This window comes from Pseudoalteromonas luteoviolacea CPMOR-1 (assembly GCF_001625685.1).
In the GTDB taxonomy this organism is placed as follows: domain Bacteria; phylum Pseudomonadota; class Gammaproteobacteria; order Enterobacterales; family Alteromonadaceae; genus Pseudoalteromonas; species Pseudoalteromonas luteoviolacea_K.
In genome coordinates, this window is the sequence record NZ_AUYC01000062.1 from 246,646 (window position 1) to 267,971 (window position 21,326).

11 protein-coding genes are annotated in these 21,326 nt (G+C 41.1%); 6 read left to right on the plus strand and 5 right to left on the minus strand.

The window, feature by feature from the left end:
* Positions 1-407 precede the first annotated feature (407 nt).
* Complete coding sequence (locus tag N473_RS21915; protein WP_063369779.1) at positions 408-1,370, plus strand: formylglycine-generating enzyme family protein; 963 nt, start codon at positions 408-410, stop codon at positions 1,368-1,370.
* A gap of 139 nt (positions 1,371-1,509) precedes the next feature.
* Here the strand turns inward: N473_RS21915 and N473_RS21920 are convergent, their stop codons facing one another.
* From N473_RS21920 to N473_RS21930, 3 genes are read right to left on the minus strand one after another with little or no spacing between them, the layout of a single operon-like run.
* Entirely contained in the window at positions 1,510-2,400 is an 891-nt protein-coding gene (locus N473_RS21920) for an Imm49 family immunity protein (RefSeq protein WP_063369780.1), read from the minus strand.
* A 43-nt stretch (positions 2,401-2,443) separates the two neighbouring features.
* Entirely contained in the window at positions 2,444-7,432 is a 4,989-nt protein-coding gene (locus N473_RS21925) for a DUF637 domain-containing protein (RefSeq protein ID WP_081221356.1), read from the minus strand.
* A 19-nt stretch (positions 7,433-7,451) separates the two neighbouring features.
* Entirely contained in the window at positions 7,452-10,481 is a 3,030-nt protein-coding gene (locus N473_RS21930; protein ID WP_063369782.1) for a hypothetical protein, read from the minus strand.
* Positions 10,482-10,955: 474 nt separating this feature from the next.
* Between N473_RS21930 and N473_RS21935 the strand changes: the two genes are divergently transcribed.
* From N473_RS21935 to N473_RS21955, 5 genes are all read left to right on the plus strand, one after another.
* Positions 10,956-11,789 carry a hypothetical protein gene (locus N473_RS21935; protein WP_155735696.1) on the plus strand — a complete coding sequence of 278 codons (834 nt, stop codon included), beginning with the start codon at positions 10,956-10,958 and terminating at the stop codon, positions 11,787-11,789.
* Positions 11,790-12,009: 220 nt separating this feature from the next.
* Positions 12,010-13,494: a flavin monoamine oxidase family protein gene (locus N473_RS21940; protein WP_063369784.1), complete on the plus strand. Its 1,485-nt coding sequence runs from the start codon at positions 12,010-12,012 to the stop codon at positions 13,492-13,494.
* 567 nt (positions 13,495-14,061) lie between these two features.
* A complete protein-coding gene (locus tag N473_RS21945; protein ID WP_063369785.1) occupies positions 14,062-16,254 on the plus strand; it encodes an immune inhibitor A domain-containing protein in 2,193 nt (730 codons plus the stop codon).
* Positions 16,255-16,432: 178 nt separating this feature from the next.
* Positions 16,433-19,039 (plus strand): TonB-dependent receptor plug domain-containing protein, encoded by a 2,607-nt coding sequence (locus N473_RS21950; protein WP_063369786.1) that lies wholly within the window; start codon positions 16,433-16,435, stop codon positions 19,037-19,039.
* A 6-nt stretch (positions 19,040-19,045) separates the two neighbouring features.
* Positions 19,046-19,867 carry a substrate-binding periplasmic protein gene (locus tag N473_RS21955; RefSeq protein ID WP_081221357.1) on the plus strand — a complete coding sequence of 274 codons (822 nt, stop codon included), beginning with the start codon at positions 19,046-19,048 and terminating at the stop codon, positions 19,865-19,867.
* Positions 19,868-20,103: 236 nt separating this feature from the next.
* On the opposite strand, the gene N473_RS21960 is transcribed toward N473_RS21955, so the two are convergent.
* Together N473_RS21960 and N473_RS21965 are read right to left on the minus strand one after the other, a co-directional pair.
* Entirely contained in the window at positions 20,104-20,559 is a 456-nt protein-coding gene (locus N473_RS21960) for a hypothetical protein (RefSeq protein ID WP_063369787.1), read from the minus strand.
* Between the two features lie 8 nt (positions 20,560-20,567).
* A complete protein-coding gene (locus N473_RS21965) occupies positions 20,568-21,158 on the minus strand; it encodes a hypothetical protein (protein WP_063369788.1) in 591 nt (196 codons plus the stop codon).
* Positions 21,159-21,326 lie beyond the last annotated feature (168 nt).

Below are 21,326 nucleotides of genomic sequence, written 5' to 3' on the forward strand. Positions count from 1 at the left end.
ATTAACACGCTCTACAGCTTAAGTATTTTAATGGGGACATTTGTCCTTGCATAATGCTATGATTTATAGAGGTTTCTCTCATGTGTGGATTTTTTGTTACTTTCGGGTGGGGTGTATCTGCGGGTGTATCTCACTTTCTATAAAATCACGTTGTTAACATTTTTTAATTATTTGATGCTTTCTGTATACAATAAAGAACGTTCTAATTTTTACAATTGTTTACGTTTTGGGTTCTTTTTGAACAGGTTGCATGGTTTTTTTGAAGGGAAAATGGTTAAAGAACCAATAATTGCAATAATGTATCTGGTGGTCATGTATATGAAATTAAGGGGGAGTTCATATGCTGTGCATCAGAGAAATACACTGTTATTTAGTTATGCTTTTAATTTAATTATTGAGGTAGAATAATGGCATTATCTCCAACACTTAATAACAATAAAGCTAATAATATTATGATTTTAGAAGACTTACATCTCTGGGGACAAGCTTCAGAAACAGCCCAACATCAAGCAGTTAAAGACTTTATACAGCATAATGCATTGGACAAGCATTTTGAGTTCATTTCAATCGAGACTTTTTCTTGCGCAGCGTTGCAACACCGTATTGGCGTATTTAAGCACATAACAACGGGTATGACCTTTCACTTATTGCCCGGCTGCACTCATTTTCAAGCTGGCTTAGATGAACAGCAATATGAGTATGTGTGCAATCATTATTCGACGGACTTGCTTGAATATTTTCCCACTAATGAGTTAGATGAAAACGGCGCACACGTCAGAGAATCAGTGACTGTCCCCCCCATGTTGATTTCTCGCTTTGCGATAACCGAATCGGTATGGATAGCGCATAAAGGCTTTCGATTACACCGACAGTTCGGCGACAATCACCCAATTGATGCCGTGAAAAGGCACGATGTTCAGGACTGGGCAATGAGATTAGGCTTGTCATTACCTTCTGATATTGAATGGGAATATGCATGTAGAGCAGGGAGTAATACTTTGTTTTATTGGGGAAATGAACCAAACCCAGATTATGCGCTACAAGAGCGGCACAAAGATGCTATGCATGGTTATAGAACATTCAGCGAAGCAGAGCAGGGGCCAGCTAATGCGTTTGGATTATTGGGTATGATAGGTAACCAAGCGGAGTGGGTGTTGGATGATGTGCCCGGTTATCGTATGCCACTGCAGGCATATCCATTGATCTTAGGGATGGAAGATGATGGTTTGGATGGCATACTTCGCGGGGGGTGGCACGATTATGGTTGGTCGTTTAATCGAGCTACATCTCGCATCCAATGCGGTGCTGCCGACAGTGGTTGTAGTGGCCGTCTTGTATTTCGATTAGCGGATCATAAAGCAAGGCAGTAAATAACACTTTGTGTGTCCTTGCCAGTAAAAAGTCGTACTGGCAAGGTACATCATGATTAAGGCCCGTTTGCCTTGCGTGCTTTCTCATCATGTTGGGAGTCATCCTTGATTTCACCCCTTTGCTACTTTGCAATATAGATTATTTATCGCAACTGGGAATAGCTTGTTCAAACTTGCCTGTTAACAACCACTCGGGCAAGTAGTCATTTTGGTGTTGTGGCACATAACCATATTTATCATGAGCAATACAAACTGGGGCGATGAGCTGCTTTGGCAGCATATGAGTAATAAGCCCTGAGTCATGTTTGTGCATGTTACTGTGACGAGTAAATTGCGCGACTACAGCGGCTTCAAAGGCTGCTAGGTCTTGTGTGGTTCTGAGTTCATCGAGGGCTTGCCACAAGCTCAAGTCATAGCAATAGTCTGTGGAAATCTGCTTATTGAGTGCATTACACTTTTCTAATAGTGTTACAGGCTCACTATTGCCATATATGGCTGAGTGAATGAAGTTTGCGTGTGCTGTAAGGCCTTCCACGGTGTCGTGTTTACCATCTATTTTCATGGTTTCACCTGGGATAGAGTCGAGCAATATTTCTGCACATGCTTTATCGCGCATAATGATGGCCATCTCTAGCATAAAGCATAATGTTAAGGGAGTACGTTTCTTGTTCTCGGGTGCCTTAACTAAATCGAACTCTGTGTCAAAAATTCGAAAGGCTTTTCTTTCTCCGACAGGAAGCTTTTCCGCAATTGCCATATGCCTATATATATCAGTAATTATTCGCCAGTGTGCTATTAAGACTTTTAGCTGTTCAGGTTGGGAGAAAAAGCAGAAATGCAGATAGTTTTGTAAAGCAATTGACTCTGCAATCTTAGATAGCTCCCATATCGTTGTGATTGGCCCAAGGGTAGGTAACTTTTCCAGTTGATTTTTGATACTTTGCTGATCTTCCTCTGCTATCATGATGAATAACTTTTTGTACAATTCCATATCATCATAGTGCCGTGTGTGGAGTTTTATATGTGTCATAAACAAACCTTTAAAAGGGGCATTGCTGCCCCTTGATTAATTGTTATTGTCTTCCTGGAATATCAGGATGTCGATTGATTTTAATTTCAGCTGGATTTCCGTATGCATCGTAGGTTTGCGATACATGGTAAAATTCAACCGGGCTATTCTTAATGGTGTTGTACATCTCCTGGACAGCCTGATAGCCTCTATTAAACTCTGGATCGTGACCTCGCCTAGGATCATTTTTCATGTTAGCAAGCTTCGCTTCCATAGATTCTAGTAAGCTATAGTGATACTCCTTGGTTCCCTGCTGTGCACGGATTGTTTTACCTGTATCATCTGTAGCGATACGAGTCCCAAGTATTGCACTGCCGCCTTTATTTTCGATAACAGCATAGGTTTTTACGCCACTAATTTCAATTTCAATGATGTCATCAAAGTTACTATTGAGGGTACCATCTGGGTATTCAGCCAAAATACTGCGTACATTAGCATTTTTTTCATTGCCAATGTATTCCATAGCGGCTTTACCGGCAATGGTACCACCTCGTTCACTGTACTTGCGTCCTTCATTTAATAACGATTTATACTCAGCATTTTTAGTGTACGTTTCAGGGAACAGTTTCTGAATCTCTTTTTTGCGTTTTTCGATACGGCGTTTAGCATCAGAGACCTGTTGGTAGGTATGGGTTGTACCATCGCGATCAGTCACCGATTTGTTGGTGACATTCATGTCAATCATAGAGAACGATTGTGGCTGAATCAGATTATTAGCTGTCTTAGTTATTTGTTTGCCATCAACAACTGTAACAAAGCGCTTAGTATCAGGGTTAAAGACCTTTTCTTGGTTAAAGGCGTTATCGTAAAAGTCAAATTCTTTGAGCGATGTATTTGGGTTGAGTGCTTTAAACTCTTCCCAAGATGCTGCCTTATTATTTGCATCAAAGCGGATGAATGTACCCGATGGGGTTTCAACATTCTTGATGTTGGCATTACAACCGCTTGACATAGGTGTGTACGCTGAGTAAGCCGTCACTTGATAAGGGTCTAGCTCTGAAGGGTAAGACTCCTGATATGATTCTTCGTAAGTTGAATCATAGCTGTCAAAGGCGGAGTATTGAGACGCAGATCTAAGCCCTGCACCACAAGGGCGTGGATATTCGCGTAATACCACCATACCTTCGTTTTGGAACATCGCTTTACTGACATTTAAGTCTCGGACTGTTTTAGGTAAAGTGGCAACGCTCACCGCTATTTCGCCTGCTATCAGCATGCCCGACAGTGTACTTGATACATCACCAGGTTGGAGTTTATCACTACCTTGAGCAACGTAAGTCACCGCTTGTGTATGTAACCTACCAATGGCATCTTCATATTGTTGAACTAGAGGAGTTTGATTTAGAGCCAATTTAGCTGCAGATGCAATAGGGGCTTTAATCATGTCTAAAACCATTAAAACACCAGAAGCTTGCTCTATTGCATCGCCATACTCTTTAACTAATGCAACTGCAATTTCGTCAATAGGTTGAGCTACAGGTTGAATTGCCAGTGTCATTTCAGCAACAAGTTTTTGTACCTCGGTTGGGCCTTTTTGCGTGCCCCTTGCAGCCGCAGCTCTATCAAGCAATCTTCTATCATCTATTTGGTCACCTAGCCCAAATGCTTCAAGAAGATATTTGTCACACTTTAGCATTGAACTATTAGGGGAACAGGTGAAAGTCTTACCTAACCTAGCCAGATCATATGTGGCTTTCTCTAAACTTTGAGTCAGAGAGTCTATGTCTACGGTTTCTAGTACTTTATTTAATTCATTGCCGTGAATGTTATTTTCTTGCAGCGTTGCAATAATAAGCTCTTTATATTCCTCTGCTGAAATGAGTCGGCTTTGAATTCCCTTTTGCTTTAGGACAACATCTTCATTGAAGCTTGCGAGGACATCGTTTATTTGTTGACGAGTTGGCATTTGACTTGAATTATCAAAGTTTGCGTCGCGAACTCTGAGAATATGTTGAGCCTCAATCGAAAGGTGTTTAGCATACATCAATGAAATAACTGCTTGAGTTTGAGCTCCTGCAGTATTTGCAGCCATGTTAATGTGCTCAGCACCCGCCCCGCTCAAGAATGTTAATAATCCTGCATATAAACGTGCTAGTTCATCTGTACCATATTTATTTAAAAATGCACGTGTCGCACCTTGTGATGCATCATCTACGATAGCACTTACTTGATTATGAGTTAGATCAGAGTTAAGTAACTTTTCCGAAAAATTATCATGAAACTTTTTCTCGTAAGACTTGAACTCATTGTATTTTTGATCCGCTTCCGCTTTTTTAACTCCAATGTAGCGGCCAAGTACACTGGCTCCTGCATTGATAGTACAAGACTTAGATTTATCATGATCAGGCGTACTATTTGCCTCTCCTGAGATAATACCAACTACGCATCCAGAAAATGCATGTGCGATATAATTCATTGCATATTCAGCATTTTTATTACTGAATACATCAAAGGTCGCATCAATTTTTTTCACAAAAGCTTGGCCTAAGCGCTGCACTGCAAAAGATTTAACACCTGCGACAATTTGATTATCGAGTTCAGATAAGCTGCCACCTTGTATTGCCCAGTTAACAGTCGCATTCATACTACTGTGAACAATGGCATCGCCGATCTGATTGAAGAGATCATAGCTGGTATCTAGCGCTATATCGGGTAGGTACTTATCAGCCAGTCCTGCTGTAACAATCGCTGTGGCGGTTGCTCTGATCCCATCAGATGACAGTAAGTCTTTAACAGTGCCATCGAGCCCTCGTCCAATTGCTAAGCTTGATGCTGCTTGCGTCGCGATTGAGATAACGCCGGCTGCAAATGCCTCTTGACCTATGACAGTAGTAATTGACTTTCCAAGCGTTGTAGCGCTTAGCTTAGCGCCTTCTGCACCAACAAGTTCGAAACCTCCTGGGCCCATAGCCACCGAGACTGCTATCGCAATAATGGCCATTGCCGCTGGTGTGAGTGAGCGAGTCGTGTCGACGGTGCGATGATCTTTTAGTGCTTTAAACGCGATGTCTACCGTAGACTCGTTGAGACATGATTCGCGTTTCAGTTGTAACTCTTTATAAAGGTTATAACTTCCGTTAGACAGATAGCCATAATCTAGAGTATGGTCTGGTACCGATGGGCAACGTAAGTTGGATTTTTCGGCGAGTGTCGTCATCCACTTTAGCCCTTGGTGCTTATTAAACTCCTGTTTTAGTGTGGAAAGGGAAGGATCCGGTTGACCGTCAATTTTTGCTAATTCAAGCTCGATACCTTGTGCTGCATTGATTTCTACACCACCGGTAATGGTGTTGTAAATAGGGCGTTCACGCTGTTCATCTTCAGTGCGTGTTTTAATTCTCCAGAAGTTTTCCTGCTTTGAGTGTCGATAATACTTATAGGTATCTTGCGCCAGCAACAGCTCAACTTTGCCGCTTTCGGCACTGATGTTTGCGCCATCTTGGCTATGGATCTGAACACCTTGAAGTTTGATATCGCCAAGTGGGCTTCGAATAATAACGCCTTTACCCGCATCTAACGCTGCGGTGACAGCAATTGATTTGAGCTCTTGTATTATATCTGTCGAGCTACCTTGACTGTCTGAAGCATTGTAAGATTCGCTGTTAACATCATTAACAATAGTGACGCCATTGGCACCCATAAGCTCAATGAGGCCAGTATCTGCGAGGAATTCTGCCCCCGATATTTCAAGCTCTCCCTTAGCCAATAGCTGAATGGTATCGCTGGCACTTAAGACTGATTGGTAGTAGCTGATCCCTTCTTTTTTCTTGTCGTACTGTCCGACTTTAAATTCACTGCTGTGCGTAAGTGGAGTACTGCCTATTTTTATGTTTCCATCAGCTGTTAGGGTAATGCTCCCACCATTAGCGTTTAGCTGGGCTCCGACTAGCTCGATGTCATTGAATGTTTGTATTGAGATGCCGCCGCCAGCATTAATTGAAGCGACTCGACCTAGGTGATCTTCATAGCCATGAGGCGTTTTGAATCTGTGAGCAAGTGTTTTTTGTTCATAGTTACCTGCCACAATGCTGACATTACGCTCGGCATTGATTTGGCCATAATTAAACAGTGTGCCTGAAGCGACGCCCTTGATATTTCCGTGACCGTCATCCATGTAACTGACACCAGCGTAAATTTTGGATGCATCTTTACTTAAGGTAATGCTGGACTTTGAGCCAATGACTAAGTCATTGATGGTACTAAAAGAGGCGTCTCGCTGAATTTTTAAGTCGGCGTTTGAGATTGTTGCTGACTTAAATGAGGCATTTGATTTTCTAAATTCAACTGTATGCGTGCCGTCGATACTTTGTGAGTTTACAACGCTTGTACGCAGGTGAACCACTGGCACTAACACATAATTACCACCGATATTTCGTGACTCAGGCCAGATAAAATCAATATTGAGTGTATCAGCAATGTTACTGGGCAACTGTGCGCCAAACATATTGGTAAACGAAGCACGTTTAGCAACGGTCATTGCATTCACATACAACTGGTTTATTTGCTGCTCTTCGCTGGTAAACGTATCTTTGTAGTAGGTTCGGCCAATAAGTCGCTTGATTTGTTCACCAATTAACTTTTTCTGTACAAAGCTATCACCAACCTGTTTTTGAAGCGGATAGGTTGTCCGTTCTTGGGGTATGATGATGGTGATGTCACCTACAATCGGAATGTAGTCGGTTTCCATTACATTGGGTAAACGGTAAATTGCTGAAGTTTTTAATTTACTGTGAAACTCGGCAATACTCTGGTTGCCATATGAACTGGATGGCTTTGGTATATAACTAGAACGTTGGTACAAATAATCACTAACCACAGATCTAATAAACATTTGCTCTGAGGTTAAATCATGTTCTACTTGTCCGCTTGAAACACTTGTCATTGCAGATGCAACACTTGGCAGCGTGAGCTGCAGCATCATAAAAAACGCCATCCCATAACTTGTGGCTTTATGCCAAAAGGAGCGTTTTATGTTTTCCATTGATGTATTCATTATTATTTTTCTCCCTTACTTACTCTAGCGCACAGCCTTCACATGGTGGTTTATCGTCATCACCGCCGCCGCCACCGCCGCCACTGCCGCCGCCGCTACTGCCACCGCCGACATAATCTACGGTTTGCTCTTTCCAAGGACTGAAAGCGCTGCAATATTCTCTATTTTGATACTTGGTACATGCTTTAACTCTAAACTTGACTTTTCCATCAGTTTTTTTGGTGTATGCACGCCAGCTTTGTGTGGTACGTATTGCAGCGCTGCTTAAGTCAGTCTCCAAAATGTAGCTGTGATGCGGGACTAAAACATTGCCCCAATTAAGCACCAGTCGACCGGTCTTATTGTTGTAAGCGACAGTACGATTTGCAGGTATTGGAGGCGTTGGATCTTTTAAGTCATTGTAAGCAATTACTTTAGTGTACTCTTTATAAGGGTTATAATTTTGTAAATTCACATGCGGGCTTTGTAGCGCTGTGGTTTTAAAGAAGTGACGGAAGTATTTAACTTCCAACTCGACAGCACCGCTTGAGTTAAGTTTTGGTGTGAAGAAAGCGTTTGCATAGACATTGCCCCAATAACCGTCCACCATGCGGGTGTCTGGGAAGCCCTCACTGTCAGTATAGGTCTGATACATTTGCCCGAAACCATTAAACCTACCCATGTAAATCTTAATCAATTCACCGAGTTGCTTAGCTGTGTGGGATGTACCTGGTATAGGACGATTTGCGGCTGCTTCTTCTAAAATTTCTGAAAATGGCTTGCTGTACTCAGTTGGCACACAACGTTTGTTGCCGAACGTTTCGCCATCTTGCAATATACTGAGTCGACACTCATAAATAGTAATGATGAGGTGCCTTGCTGAGGTGGTTTTTTGTTCCCTGACATTGTAGTGGAACATTTTACCGTGTGTTGGGTGATATTCATCGCCGAAAGCCGCTTTTTTTTCTGCGATAAATTTGTCTTGGTACCATTTAACATCTTGTTCGATAGAGGCTTCAAGCTGCAGATTTGTTTGAACCAAAAAGTCTGTACTTAGTCCATTAACATCATCTAAAAAAGAAGTAAATGTGGTCTGTGTGTAGTTTTCTTCATAGCTATCGATATTACATGCATTGGTAATACATGCAGGCGTTAACCCTTCTTGATATTCAGATGACGCTGAGATAGCAATGGAGCCGAAAGTAGTTTTGTAAAAGTTAGAGCGACCATGGATTTGCAAAAAGCTTGCAAGGTTAGTGAATGTTGTCGATGCACTACTGTTTAGAGGTGAGTGGTTAAATTCTCCAAAGCTGTACAGCGCCGCCATCGGAGAAATTGCATCGACGTGTGCTGATGCGGTTACCGCCAGTGGACTTTTTACAGAATGTTGTTCATTTGCACTATTGTGCTGTTTTTTATGGAAAACATAGCCTTTAGAGTCAAATCGATAACGCTCATTTTGTAATTTTGGCGTATTGATCGTGAATTCACCAACGTTTTCAAGGCCAAGAATCGCACTACTGTTCAATACGTATGTGCTGCTATGCAGCTTCAGAGTGTATTGTGCGGTAATGCTAACTTGCCTAGACTTTGCATAGTCTAAGTTTACTTTCCCAGGCCACGCTGCACTACCCCTTTCTTTGTAATAAGGGTTAATGTTTTCCAGTACGTTTGCTTTGATATTTAAATGTGTTGCACTGATATGAGCTGGTCGGTTAGCACTGAGCTGAGCGCTTGTAAAGCGTGCAAAGCTATTGGTATTAAAAACACCGTACTTTTCTGCAGGTTCTAGACCGTCCTCAATGGTTAATGCGCTATGCTTTTTAATTGTGGGTACAGATGCGATACGCGAGCCATTAATAAAGTAGTCGGTTTCAAATGACACATTGTAGCCAACTATACTGCCACCAAAGTGGTTAAATACAGCATCGGTTGCGTGTGCGCGCAATGTATTACCTGCAAGTACTTTGCGGTTATCAATTGTTTTTGCACTAAGCTCAAACTTACCAGACATTTCAATTGTGCCCAAATTTTGCGCTTGGTCTTTAATTGTGACTTCTGCGTTGTGTCCTTTGATTGTTCCGCTATTGTAGAGTCTGATGGCTTGTATATTGATGCCGGTATCAGACAGTACAGAGCCTTTATTGTTGATTGTGCCTAAAGCTGTTGTCTGACTAAGCATTACAATATCAATGTTGCCTGTCGGTACGAAGAAATCGTCCCCAAAATGACTTGTTGCCATGATATCGGATTGAGTTGTGATTTTTGCACCTGAATTGATGGTGACGGGTCTTGCGCTGACGATAGAAACGCCTGCACCGTGGATGGTGCCTGAAAATGTGATTGCACCGAGAGTAGTCACTTGGTCTGCGTCAACGATCTCGTGGGTGTTGTAATCCACTGTCATCCGGCCAAGGAAAAAGTTAAAGCCGCCGCTTACCCCAACCAGGCCCGAATTACTTATCTTGTGATGTGAACCGCTTGCACTGGCTCTGAAAGTTGAGCTGATGTTTCCTGCTGTTGAGATATATTGAGAATGCGTTTCAATTGACGTCGCGTCCGGTGCTGATAAGTTGTTTAAGGAGATTCGACCGGCATTTCTATTGGTTAAATTACCTATGCTGCTCATATTTTTAGAATAACCACTAGAACTGTCTGCAACAGCAAGCGTAATCCTGGGGTAACCTTTAAATGAACAGCTACTACAGCTAATTAAGCCATTATCATTATTTACGACAAATACGATGTTTGCGTCAATGTCTCCTGATGCAAATGCAAGTTCACTTTTTAATGACAAGCTATTGGCATGGATCACGATCGTTTTGAGTTTAGTTCCAGCATCTGAGCTAGCTAACCCATTTGGATCGAGCATAAGGAGTGGTTTGTCGACAGTAAAATTTGTAAAACGGTTATAGGAAATACCATGTTGGTTAGGAGGCGCAATGATTAGTTTATCTTTATCACCGCTTAGAAAGCTTATATTGCTATCGGTGGTAGTCAGGGTAGAGGCACTGACTAAGAAATTAGGGCCAAGCAATAGTATAAGTAGTGCTATTTTTATTAATTTCATTATTGTCCATTAACTTTTTATTAAATTTTCAATTCCGTTGGGTGGCTAATATTTGAATTACCTATGTTGAAATTTTTCTAGTTATCTCAAATGAAAACAGTAATATTTTTATTGTCTGCTTTTAATTTAAAAGCCGGGTTTTTTATTAATTTAATTTTTTCTGATTTTTGTGGCTGGTTCTTGCGTTAAATTCCTTTTAAAATTTTTATTTTTTTATGGTATTTGTTATTTGTATTTTTATCAAGTGTGTATTTTATTTGGTTTTGTTTTATTAATTTTGCTTAAATTTCTACGTTAGACTTTTATTAGTCCATTATGGATAAAGGTTTGGATTGCTCCTACGTTGATTGTGTTTGCTGATTGTAGTGATGTGGTTTTTGAGTTCTAATTGTTTAAATAATGAATTAATCAAAGAGAAGTGTGGAGAGCATTCTGAATAAACTAGTTGATTTAATAAAGGAAATGTACGTTACTGTGGGTAACATGCGCGAAGCATGCTGGCTGGATGATCCGCATTGTGGTACCGAAGCTACATTAGCGCAAGAGCAGGCGTTATACGATACTTATCAAAATTTGTTGAACGAACTTATATCCATAAACCCTGATTATATCCATACTAATGCTTATATTATTAATCGATATGGTGAACAGTTATCTTTTGCGCAAGCACAGGAGGAAATGAATATAAAAATCCATGCGTTTGAAAGCGGTAATAAAAAACGTGCTGAGGTACATGTCAAAGAGGTTCAATTGCAACATCAGCAGCAACTTGCTGAACAGCTAAAACGTCAACAAGAAAGCGAGGTCAAAAACCAGGCACAAGTATTGAAAAAGCTGAAGGAGTCTTTGGCACCTTGGCGTGCGATAGAAAATAAAATGCACCCAGAGGAGTCTGATTTACAAAGGCACACTAGGCTACAAGCGCTCGCCGAACAACTTCAGTTTGTCTCTTATATTGATAGCTTTCAGGAAGTGTATAAAGCCTTACGCACTGGCGTGTCTGTTGATGAGTTAACTCAGTACTTAGTCGCACCAGAAAAAGATCAGGGCTTGTATACTTTATTGTGTGTTGTAGATGACCTCGCGCTTTATCAAGGCACGGAGCGAAATCTCGCACCGGGTTCAAACTTTTCTCGTTTGCTTGCTTTGCAATACGATCCACAAAGATTGAATGAGCGTCATAGTCCTTTGCCAAGCGCTGCGTTTGTCCTAATCGAAAAAAGGCGTATCGCGGTCAAGATGGCCTCAGATCTTGCATTTCAGCCTGTGGATGCTGAGCAAGAAATCCTAGTATTTCGTCCCCTGTAGGTTCCATAGTGCGCTGAGCCAATATTTTAGTTTCTCTAAGGTGAAGGGCATATTTTTCACCTGCTTGTACGTTAACATCATTTTGTCCTTGTTAATATATTGGGGTCATGATAGCGTGCTCCCGTTTTTAAAATGGTAAATTTTAAGGGCTAATAGATTGAAATATATCTAAATAAATTTGTTATTTATGTTTTGTGATTTTTAGGTTTAAGAGGTGTTTATGAAGTTTTCAGAGAGAAAGGACTCTTTGCGTATCATTGTCAGTACTGTGGTATTTTCTACAGTATTATCAGCATGTGGCAGCAATGATACCAATGAGGTCGTAGTTCAACAGGCAAAACCTGCAGCAGAGCCTAAAGTAAATCAGGCTGTGGTAGTGGGCGCTGGCTTGTCTGGACTGACAGCTGCTTATGAGCTGGAGAGTATTGGTTACTCGGTGACGATCCTCGAAGCAAAGGATAGAATTGGTGGTCGTATAGGTACATACGATATGGGTCAACAGCATGGTGAAATAGGCGGTGAGTTTATTGATGGGCCAACAGTGCATCAAGAAATTCATCGATATGCCAGCCTGTTCAATGTTGAGCTTGCAGACACGGGTTACTGGGGCGAAATAGAGACTGGTGCTTACTATGTCGATGGTAAATTAGTAAGTTATACAGATTTTGAAAACAATTTTGATGCGCAAATTGTTGCAGATTACAATCGTTTTTATGAAGAATTAAGTTTACTTGCAGATGCGGTCCCTGATCCTGATGAGCCTGCGCTTTTAGACAAAGCGAAGGAATATGATCTCATGACTGTGCAAAGTTGGATTGATGGGTTGCAACTGCACCCCGAAGCAGAATTGCTTGCAGAGCAATTTGTCAGAGGTGAATTTGATGAGCCGAGCGATCTGTCTCTATTACATTTAGCGCAGTACGCCAAAGTATATGAGCAGGTGTCCGATGATGACGTAGAAGGCTACCGTTTCTTAAAAGGTGGTAGGGCGATGGCGCAAGCCTTTGCAGATAATATTGACGGTGATATCCACTTGAGTCAGCCAGTTGTCAGTATTAGCGAACAAAATGATCGCGTAACGATTGAAACAACAACAGGCGCTAGTTACGAGGCTGATGTTGTAGTCGTGACGGTGCCATTACCGGTATTAAACAAAATTACGTTTACACCTTTATTGCCTCAAGAAATGAGTGATGCAGCAAGAAATATGAACTACGGATCTCACTCAAAAGTATTACTGCAATATAACAAACGTTTTTGGTTAGAGCAGAACTTAGGGGGAGATACAGTCGTAGCGAGTGGCCTTCCAACTGGGTGGACATGGGAAACCACTGAGCGCCAAGAAGGAACCGGTGGCATTCTCATTACCTATACCTCAGGAGATTACAGTCAAATACAAAAAGAGTGGACGGATCAACAGATCGTAGATGCTAGGTTGGATGAAATTGAAGTCATGTATCCAGGCTCTAAGCAGTACCTTGTGGATACAAAAGTACAGAACTGGGTTGCTGAAGAGTGGACAAAAGGTGGCTTTATTGCTTATGGTCCAGGTCAAATAAGTAAATATTGGAAGTTATTCCAGCAGCCTGTAGGTCGAGTGTATTTCGCGGGAGAGCACACGGATACGCTTTATCTAGGTTACATGGAAGGTGCTGTACGCAGTGGGATCCGCGTATCTCAACAAATTAAAGAGTTAAACCTGTAAGCTATGAGAAAGTGCCTGACAACAGGCACTTTTTTAATTGGGCAATATCAGTGATGTGTGCCCTGATCTATGACTTATCCTGCACTTTTCGATACGCTCACCTATAAAACTGACTTGATTCATTATCTTTAATCTATTTAGTTGTTTCATAGTCACTATAAGCATGTTTACGCTTACTTGCCTTTCCCTCAATTTAAATCATGTGACAATTATATTCACTCTTTTCAATCTGCCTCGCATAACACAGTAGCCAGTATTGAAGTTTATAACTCTTGGAAATAGAAGCACTAAAGCTCAAAAAATGCTGGTTAAGAATTTTATATTTCATTAATTTTATTTTATTAAAATATAAAGTTTTTACATGGTTTGGGTGTTTATGTTTATAATAAGTACAAATTTATTGTTATAATGTATCAAAATTTCAATTTTTTTAAGTTTATATGGAATATTTATTTAAATATTTTGTTTTTGTTGTTGTTTTTTGAAAAAAAATGGGTTTAATTGTTTTGAGCAAGTAAATAGTCATTGCTCAGGCTCACTAATGACTCAATAATTTGGAAAATAATAATGAAAAAATATATGCTGAACTCACTTACAGCAGCTGTGATTTGTGCATTAAGTGGTTATGCTCAAGCGCATGCTCACCACACACAAACCTCTACTGAAAACGTAACTATTGATCCGGTTCAAGTTGAAAAGTTAAAGAAAGACGCTGATTTACATAAAAATTTAACAGCTGATTTTAGTGTGCCTTTAGTCGTTCAAAATGGTGATACGACGTCACAAACACGTGAGTGGCACGGCGAGGTCACAACTCGTAAAGTATTGACCATTTTAATGGAATTTGCAGATGTTCCACACAACTCTCTAAAACCAGAAAATGCGCCAAATAAGCATTATTATGATGATTATACACCTGAACATTATGAAGAGATGATTTTCTCTAAAAATGGTTATGTAGGTCCTCGTGGTGACAGATTGCCAAGTATGCGTGAATACTTTCTTGACCAAAGTGGTGGTTCTTTCGACGTAGACGGTGGTGTTTTTGGTTGGTATAAAACTGAATTTCCACATCCTTATTATAAAGCTGATACGCATGCGCTTATTAAAGAAGCTGTATATAACGTATTAGCAGATGAAAACTTTAATTTAAGTGATTACGACTTAGATAATGATGGTCAAATTGATCATTTAAGTATTGTTCACTCAACATTAGGTGAAGAGTCAGAGCCTCGCGCACTTCGCCCAGATCCAAACAGCCCATTCAATAATTATATTTGGTCACACAGACACGTTGTAAATGCAGATGTGGTCAATGAAACCGTTGGCAAAACAGCGCGTATTGGCAGCTATGTTATTCAGCCTATTGACGCAACTATTGGTCTATTAGCGCACGAATTAGGCCATGATTTAGGTTTACCTGATGAGTATGATATTGCTTATTCTGAAGATAAACACGGTGGTGTGGGTGCAAAAGTGTCTTCATACTCTTCAATGGCATCTGGTAGCTGGGGTGGTGCGATTGGTGGTACTAAACCAACCGGTTATAGCCCATATGCAAAGCTATTTTTACAAAATAAGTTTGGCGGTAACTGGATCCAATCACAAGAGATCAATGCAGCAGAGTTAACAGGCCAAGGCGTTACTGTTAAGTTTTCTCAAGCAGGTGTTAAAGGCTTGAATAATGACTTAGTTAAAGTGAATTTACCTGAGCAAACAAAAAGAATTTATGAGCCACTTAATGCTAACGCATTTGATTTAACTAGTTATAGCTCGATTTCATTTCCACAGCCATTGAAAGGCACTGAAGCTGCGACGTTAAGTTTTGACCTTAACTCAACGACTTCTCTCAATGGCGCATATGGTTTAAGAGTCATGGTGAGTGTACCGAGTGCGGGCATTTATGGCTCACTAGCACCTTCGAATGCCGCTGAATTGGAAATGGCATCGGATGGCAGAAAAGTACGTGGTACTAGTGCACAATGGACGAAAGTTAACTATGACATTTCTCCTTTAGCGCAGTTCGATGATGTGACTCTCACAATTGAAAACTATGCAATTGGTGGTGACGCAACATACGTCGCTGTAGACAATATCTCTATTACTGATAAAGGTACGGTGGTCAACGAGATCACGTCTAATAACCCTGAAAAAGTGACTTTTGCACATAGTGCATCATTATCTGATGGTACTATCCAATACACGCCTTACTACCTATTAGAGTGGCGTCAGCATGTCGGCTTCGATGCAAGTTTAAAAGATGCAGGTATGGAAGAAGGTCTACTAGTATGGTTTGTTGACCCATCTTATATCATTGAATTCTTTGACGTACCAAGTGTAGATAACCTATCTGCTGCACACCCAGGTCATGGTTTCCTTGGCATTGTAGATGCGGACAGAAACCCAATTTTAGAATATGTGACTGAATATAGCGCGACAGGTCAATGGGTAACGGATAGAAGTGTTACACCTCTAAACAGCCGCAGACAGATCAAAGATGCTCCATTTAACACGTTACCGCAGTTAGGTGATGAAGGTAAAACAACTCGTACTGATCTTGCAAACGGTGGTTACCTAGAAACGGTATGGAGAGATCAGTTCACCAATGCGAACCCGCGCTTTGCTGATTGGGATGACTATACAAACTACATTCGTCCAGCGACAGGTACAAAATTACCTAAGCTTGGTTTAATGTTTGAAGTGGTTGGTCAATCAGAAGATGGCGCAACAGCGGATATCAAGATTTCGAAAATGTGGTAAGCATTTATAATTAATGGTATTCAAGCCCAGCAATCGCTGGGCTTTTTTGTTTCACAGTATAATGTGCTTGTTTAAGTGCCCAACATTATTTTCCAGAATATAGCCAAAAACCTTCTATGCTTATTTAGAGTATTCATTTAGTTGCGATACCACTAATGTGGTGTGAAATGGAGGGGGAATGTCTTATTGTAAGTCGGCAAGACTTATTGGCTGGTTGTTCACAGGGTCGTTGTTGTATTTACCCGCTATAGGTCTCGGCGCACAAGACATCGAAAAAATATCGGTGACTGGGACAAGGTTAAAGCGTTCAATTCAATCTGATAGCCCGATCCCCATCACAAGTATGGATGCAAAAGCACTTTCGACAATGGGCGTGAATGATGTTAGAGATCTCATTGAATCCTTGCCATTTAATGCCGGCGCGCAGAACAATTCTGATAATTTAACGCAAAACTTTACCGTTGGAACCTCAAATATCAACTTAAGAGGACTTGGTGTCTCATCGACCTTGGTGTTATTGAATGGCAGGCGGCAAGTGGTATCTGCGGTTGTAACCGATCAAGGAGCCAGTTTTGTTGACACAGCGTCGCTCATTCCGACCTTGGCAATTCAACGCGTTGAGATCCTCAAAGACGGGGCATCGGCGATTTATGGCTCAGATGCGGTTGCGGGAGTTGTGAACTTTATTAGTCGAGATGATTTAAATGGCAGTGAAGTGCAGTATGAATATCGCAAACGGATGAGTGATGGCAGCCAAGATGAGACTAAAGTGGATTTTGTATTTGGTAGCGATACGGGTAACTCTGGGCATGTTTTGGTTGCAGCGAGTTATTTAGAGCGAAGCAGTTTGGTGCTCTCAGAGGTCGATTGGGTGCAACCTGCTTTTAGTAGCTTTGGTAACCCTGGGAGCTTTGTCGTCCCGTCGCTTGCCAATGATGACAACCCCGATGGCCTCACCGTTGCGGATCCCAATTGTGTGCAAAATGGTGGGAGTGTGTCGCAGGGTAGCAATGGTAATTCGTTTTGTTTGTTTGATTTTGCCCCCCAAATTACAGCGGTGCCTAATGAAGACAGGCTACAGTTATACATACGTACACAATGGGCATGGAATGATGATACAAAACTGTGGTTTGAAGCTGGGTTTGCAGATAACGACGTAACAAGAGAAGTTTCCCCGAGTTTTCCGGTATTAAATGCCCCTAGCGTGTTAGCAAGTCATCCGAATAATATCTATAACGAAGACATTTTCTTCCGAGGACGCCCATTTGGTGTGGGCAAACCCACGGAAATCAACTTTTATTCGCATCAAACTACCCGTGTTGCATTTGGGATTGACGGGGCCATAGATACAGATAAATATTGGCAAGTATCCTACGTGAATGCCAAAAATGAGGCGTTTTTAAATCCTAAAGACGTGATAGCGGATAACTTCCAGTCTGCATTGCTTGGGTTTGGCGGCATTAACTGTCGGCAAGGCCTTGGTGCTGTAGCAGGCGCAGGGGAGTGCTTGTATTTTAACCCGTTTGATCCGCAAGCAAGTGCCAATGAGCAACTCCGTGGCTATATCATTGGCGATTATATCGGCAATGTAGAGTCTGAGATGCAAGTTATAGAGGGCGTCATTGCATTTGATGAATTGTTTGAAATGGACGCAGGCTATGCGGCAATGGCGTTGGGTATGCAATATCGAAGAGAGTCTATTCGTTCTGTGTATGATGCCTTGACCCAGCAAGACAGATTCGCATTTTTGATTGGTAATCAAAATGTTGAAGGCGACCGTGATGTGAAAGCAATATTTACAGAGTTCAGGTTACCTATTTTTGAACAGTTCGAGCTTGGCCTTGCACTGCGCTATGAAGATTATGGTGACTTAGGTGGGGATACCACCGATCCTAAGGTATCGATGCTTTGGCATGCCTCTTCAAACCTATCTGTGAGAGGGTCGTATAGTACGTCTTTTCGTGCGCCTTCTGTGCATCAGTTAAAAGGAATACAAACGAACTTTGCCAACATTACTGATCCCAGAGATGGCTCAACAACATTTGGTGGCAATCGAACTGTAGGTGACCCTAATTTAGTTCCAGAAACCTCTACGGCACTGAATATCGGGGGGACCTTGAACATAAATCAGTTTGACATAAATATAGATTATTGGCGTTTTTCGTTTGAAGAGGTGCTTACGCGAGAAAGCCATCAAGCCGTTGTAAACGCCTTTGCAGATGACCCTGAGCGAGTGATTCGCACATCAGCTGGCACAATTTCAATCGTCAATACCCGCTTCATTAATGCGGAAGCCATTGATACATCGGGTATAGATTTTAATGCTATGTATCAGTGGGACACACGTTTTGGACGACTCACGCCTCAGCTTTGGGGATCTTATATTTTGGAATATGATTTGACCGATAACGCCGGTGTGGTCAGCGATGGACTTGGCAAACTAAATCGTAATACGGTAGGTAATCCGACGCCCAAGCTTAAAGGCAGCTTTGGCTTAAACTGGCTGTTTGAGGCACACAGTGCGAATGTGTTTTTTCGCCATGTAGCGAGTTATGAAAATGATGTTTCCTTAGAGAAAATCAGTTCGTTTAATACCCTCGATCTTCAATATGAAGTCGACATGGGTGAGTTAATAAAAGCCGGTGTAAATACAAATATCACAGTGGGGGTTGTAAACGTAACGGATAAAGCCCCGCCTTTTGTGGACATTGCGGGCAGCTATGACCCCAGAACAGGCGATCCAAGAGGGCGCAGAGCGTATATCAAATTAAAGGTTGAGTTTTAAGCTGTCATGATGAATTGGCGTGTAATGGCTGGGCACTTTTTCAAAGTAAAATGTCAATGTGGCAACTTGTCAGTCTGTCTTGCTGCCTGCTTATTACTGCTGTTCAGCCATCAAGCACTCGCAGCACGCGTATTACAGTTTGTGACATTAGAATATCCTCCCTATCAATATTTAGAAGGCAACCAGCCCAAAGGCGTTGGCATTACCATGGTCAATGAGGTATTCAATCGCATGGATATACCCATTGCGGTGCGATTTATGCCTTGGGGTAGGGCGATTAGAGAGATCCAGTCAGGCCATGCAGATGGCATCTTCACAATTTACAGTTCTAAAGATCGAAAAAAAACCATGCTGTTCTCTGATCAAGTCTTGATCAGTCAATCTGTGTCTATTTTTAGTAAACGAGATAGCAAGTTAAACCTGACTGGCACGATAGATGAGCTCAGTGAGTTAAGCGTAGGGTTGGTCAGAAATGTAAGTTATGGTTTTGAAATTGACCAAGCAATCAAACAAGGACAGATCCATAAAATCGTGGAAGCAAATTCAGGCATGCAAAGCTTTAAACTTTTATTGGCAGGTCGTGTTGATATTGTGATCAGCAATCAGTTGGGTGGAGCGGATATATTACGCCGACTTGATATTCAAAATGAAATTAAACGTCATACAGAATATGCATATGCCATTCCAAGCTATTTTGCATTTCCAAAAACTAGACGTGGAGAAAAGCTGAAAAAACGCTTTGATGACACCTTGTTGCAAATGAAAGCAGACGGCACTTATCAAGCCGTATTGCAACAGGCACTGGATTGCACAGGCAGTGATTGCTGATGCAGAGTGTCGTCCTCGTATTTGATTTATGGTTTTGAGGGGGGTAAGTGTCTGTTATGAGGGAGGAATAGATAGTGCCCCTAACGCAAATTTGGACAGGAACGCGTTAGAGATGAAGGACAGCTGTGTACCAGAAGCGGTCGTTTTAACGCTTTACTAAGCTGCAAAGCATCGTTGGCTAAAATTAGCGAGGAAAAAGCAAAAGCTAACGTTTTTTTGGCTATTTGAGCAACTTGTTAGCAGCTTATTACGCCACTAATTAAAATTTTTAGAAAATCCATTTGAGTGCAAGAATGCTGGCTTAATTTTGTGTGTTTATGACCGGAAACATCGAATTTATCGAATACTATGCTTCCTTGATACATCTGATTTTTTTCAGGATCCCAGCCCATAGGGTTAGAAAACCTTACCTGCAATGCACTTTTCTGATTTTTGGCAGTGAAAGTATCACCATCTTTGAAACTTAATATAGGCCCTTGAGTCCAGACCATATAACTCTTTTTATCTTTTTTTCGCTCTTCAAATTTGATATCCAGTGCTTCTCTGAAAGCATACGGTACTTTAAAATACCAATCATCATTGTCTAAAGTTCCAACATTGAGCTCAGAGTTGTACTTTACTTGGGGCATTGTAGGCACTTTTCTTTTTACTTTTGCTGACCACATTGATTTCAGCGATTCTAACTCTTGCATATGTATCCTTACTTATTTGGTGCTAATAGTTCTGAAAATTTGACAAATTTCCGTACCGATTTTTCTAAAGTTTTAAAACCACATGTTTGTTCATTTTTAGCGCTAAACATATATGGCTTCTTTTTTTTGCGCACTTCGACCTCTGGTGTGAAGGAGCCTTCTGAATCCCAATCTGCGAACATTTCAGAGGTATATTCATCAAAATAAATAGATACCTCGCTTGTCTTTCGAGGGTTACCATTTTTAAATTTTTTATGTACTGAGATTGAATCACTTGTGAAAGTAACATGCCAACCTAAATAAAGCAGCCTCTGTTTTAGATATTCATATACCTCATAGTAAGAATGAAATAAGGGGTAAACTTCATCTTGTGTATAGTTTGTTTCGGTTAATGCCCCATCAGAGTCCATTATTTGAATTTTTTCAGTAAGAAAGGTTTTTATTACATTTGACATGTAACAACGAGCTCTAACCTTACCATTTTTTATGCTTAAAGGAGCTATTTCACGAACCGCACCAGGTTGACTTCCTCCTAGGTAAACAACCATAAGTTTTTCTTTTGAATTAATTGCATTCTCAATTATAGAGAGAGTATCCATAAATCTGCTCCTTGCTGATTAAAACTGCTAACAATTCAATATTGACCCAATAAGTTGTACTAGTTGAGTCGTTTATCCGACTGCTCCAGTTTTAACATAAATAATAACATGTTGCTATATAGCACCATTTCATGGTCATTTCGGAAAACAAATAGGGGAACAAATAGG

Coding starts and splice junctions, on each gene's coding strand:
- N473_RS21940 (WP_063369784.1), top strand. CDS start 12,010: ATGAAGTTTTCAGAGAGAAAGGACTCTTTGCGTATCATTGTCAGTACT.
- N473_RS21915 (WP_063369779.1), top strand. CDS start 408: ATGGCATTATCTCCAACACTTAATAACAATAAAGCTAATAATATTATG.
- N473_RS21950 (WP_063369786.1), top strand. CDS start 16,433: ATGTCTTATTGTAAGTCGGCAAGACTTATTGGCTGGTTGTTCACAGGG.
- N473_RS21925 (WP_081221356.1), bottom strand. CDS start 7,432: ATGAATACATCAATGGAAAACATAAAACGCTCCTTTTGGCATAAAGCC.
- N473_RS21920 (WP_063369780.1), bottom strand. CDS start 2,400: ATGACACATATAAAACTCCACACACGGCACTATGATGATATGGAATTG.
- N473_RS21965 (WP_063369788.1), bottom strand. CDS start 21,158: ATGGATACTCTCTCTATAATTGAGAATGCAATTAATTCAAAAGAAAAA.
- N473_RS21955 (WP_081221357.1), top strand. CDS start 19,046: ATGATGAATTGGCGTGTAATGGCTGGGCACTTTTTCAAAGTAAAATGT.
- N473_RS21960 (WP_063369787.1), bottom strand. CDS start 20,559: ATGCAAGAGTTAGAATCGCTGAAATCAATGTGGTCAGCAAAAGTAAAA.
- N473_RS21930 (WP_063369782.1), bottom strand. CDS start 10,481: ATGAAATTAATAAAAATAGCACTACTTATACTATTGCTTGGCCCTAAT.
- N473_RS21945 (WP_063369785.1), top strand. CDS start 14,062: ATGAAAAAATATATGCTGAACTCACTTACAGCAGCTGTGATTTGTGCA.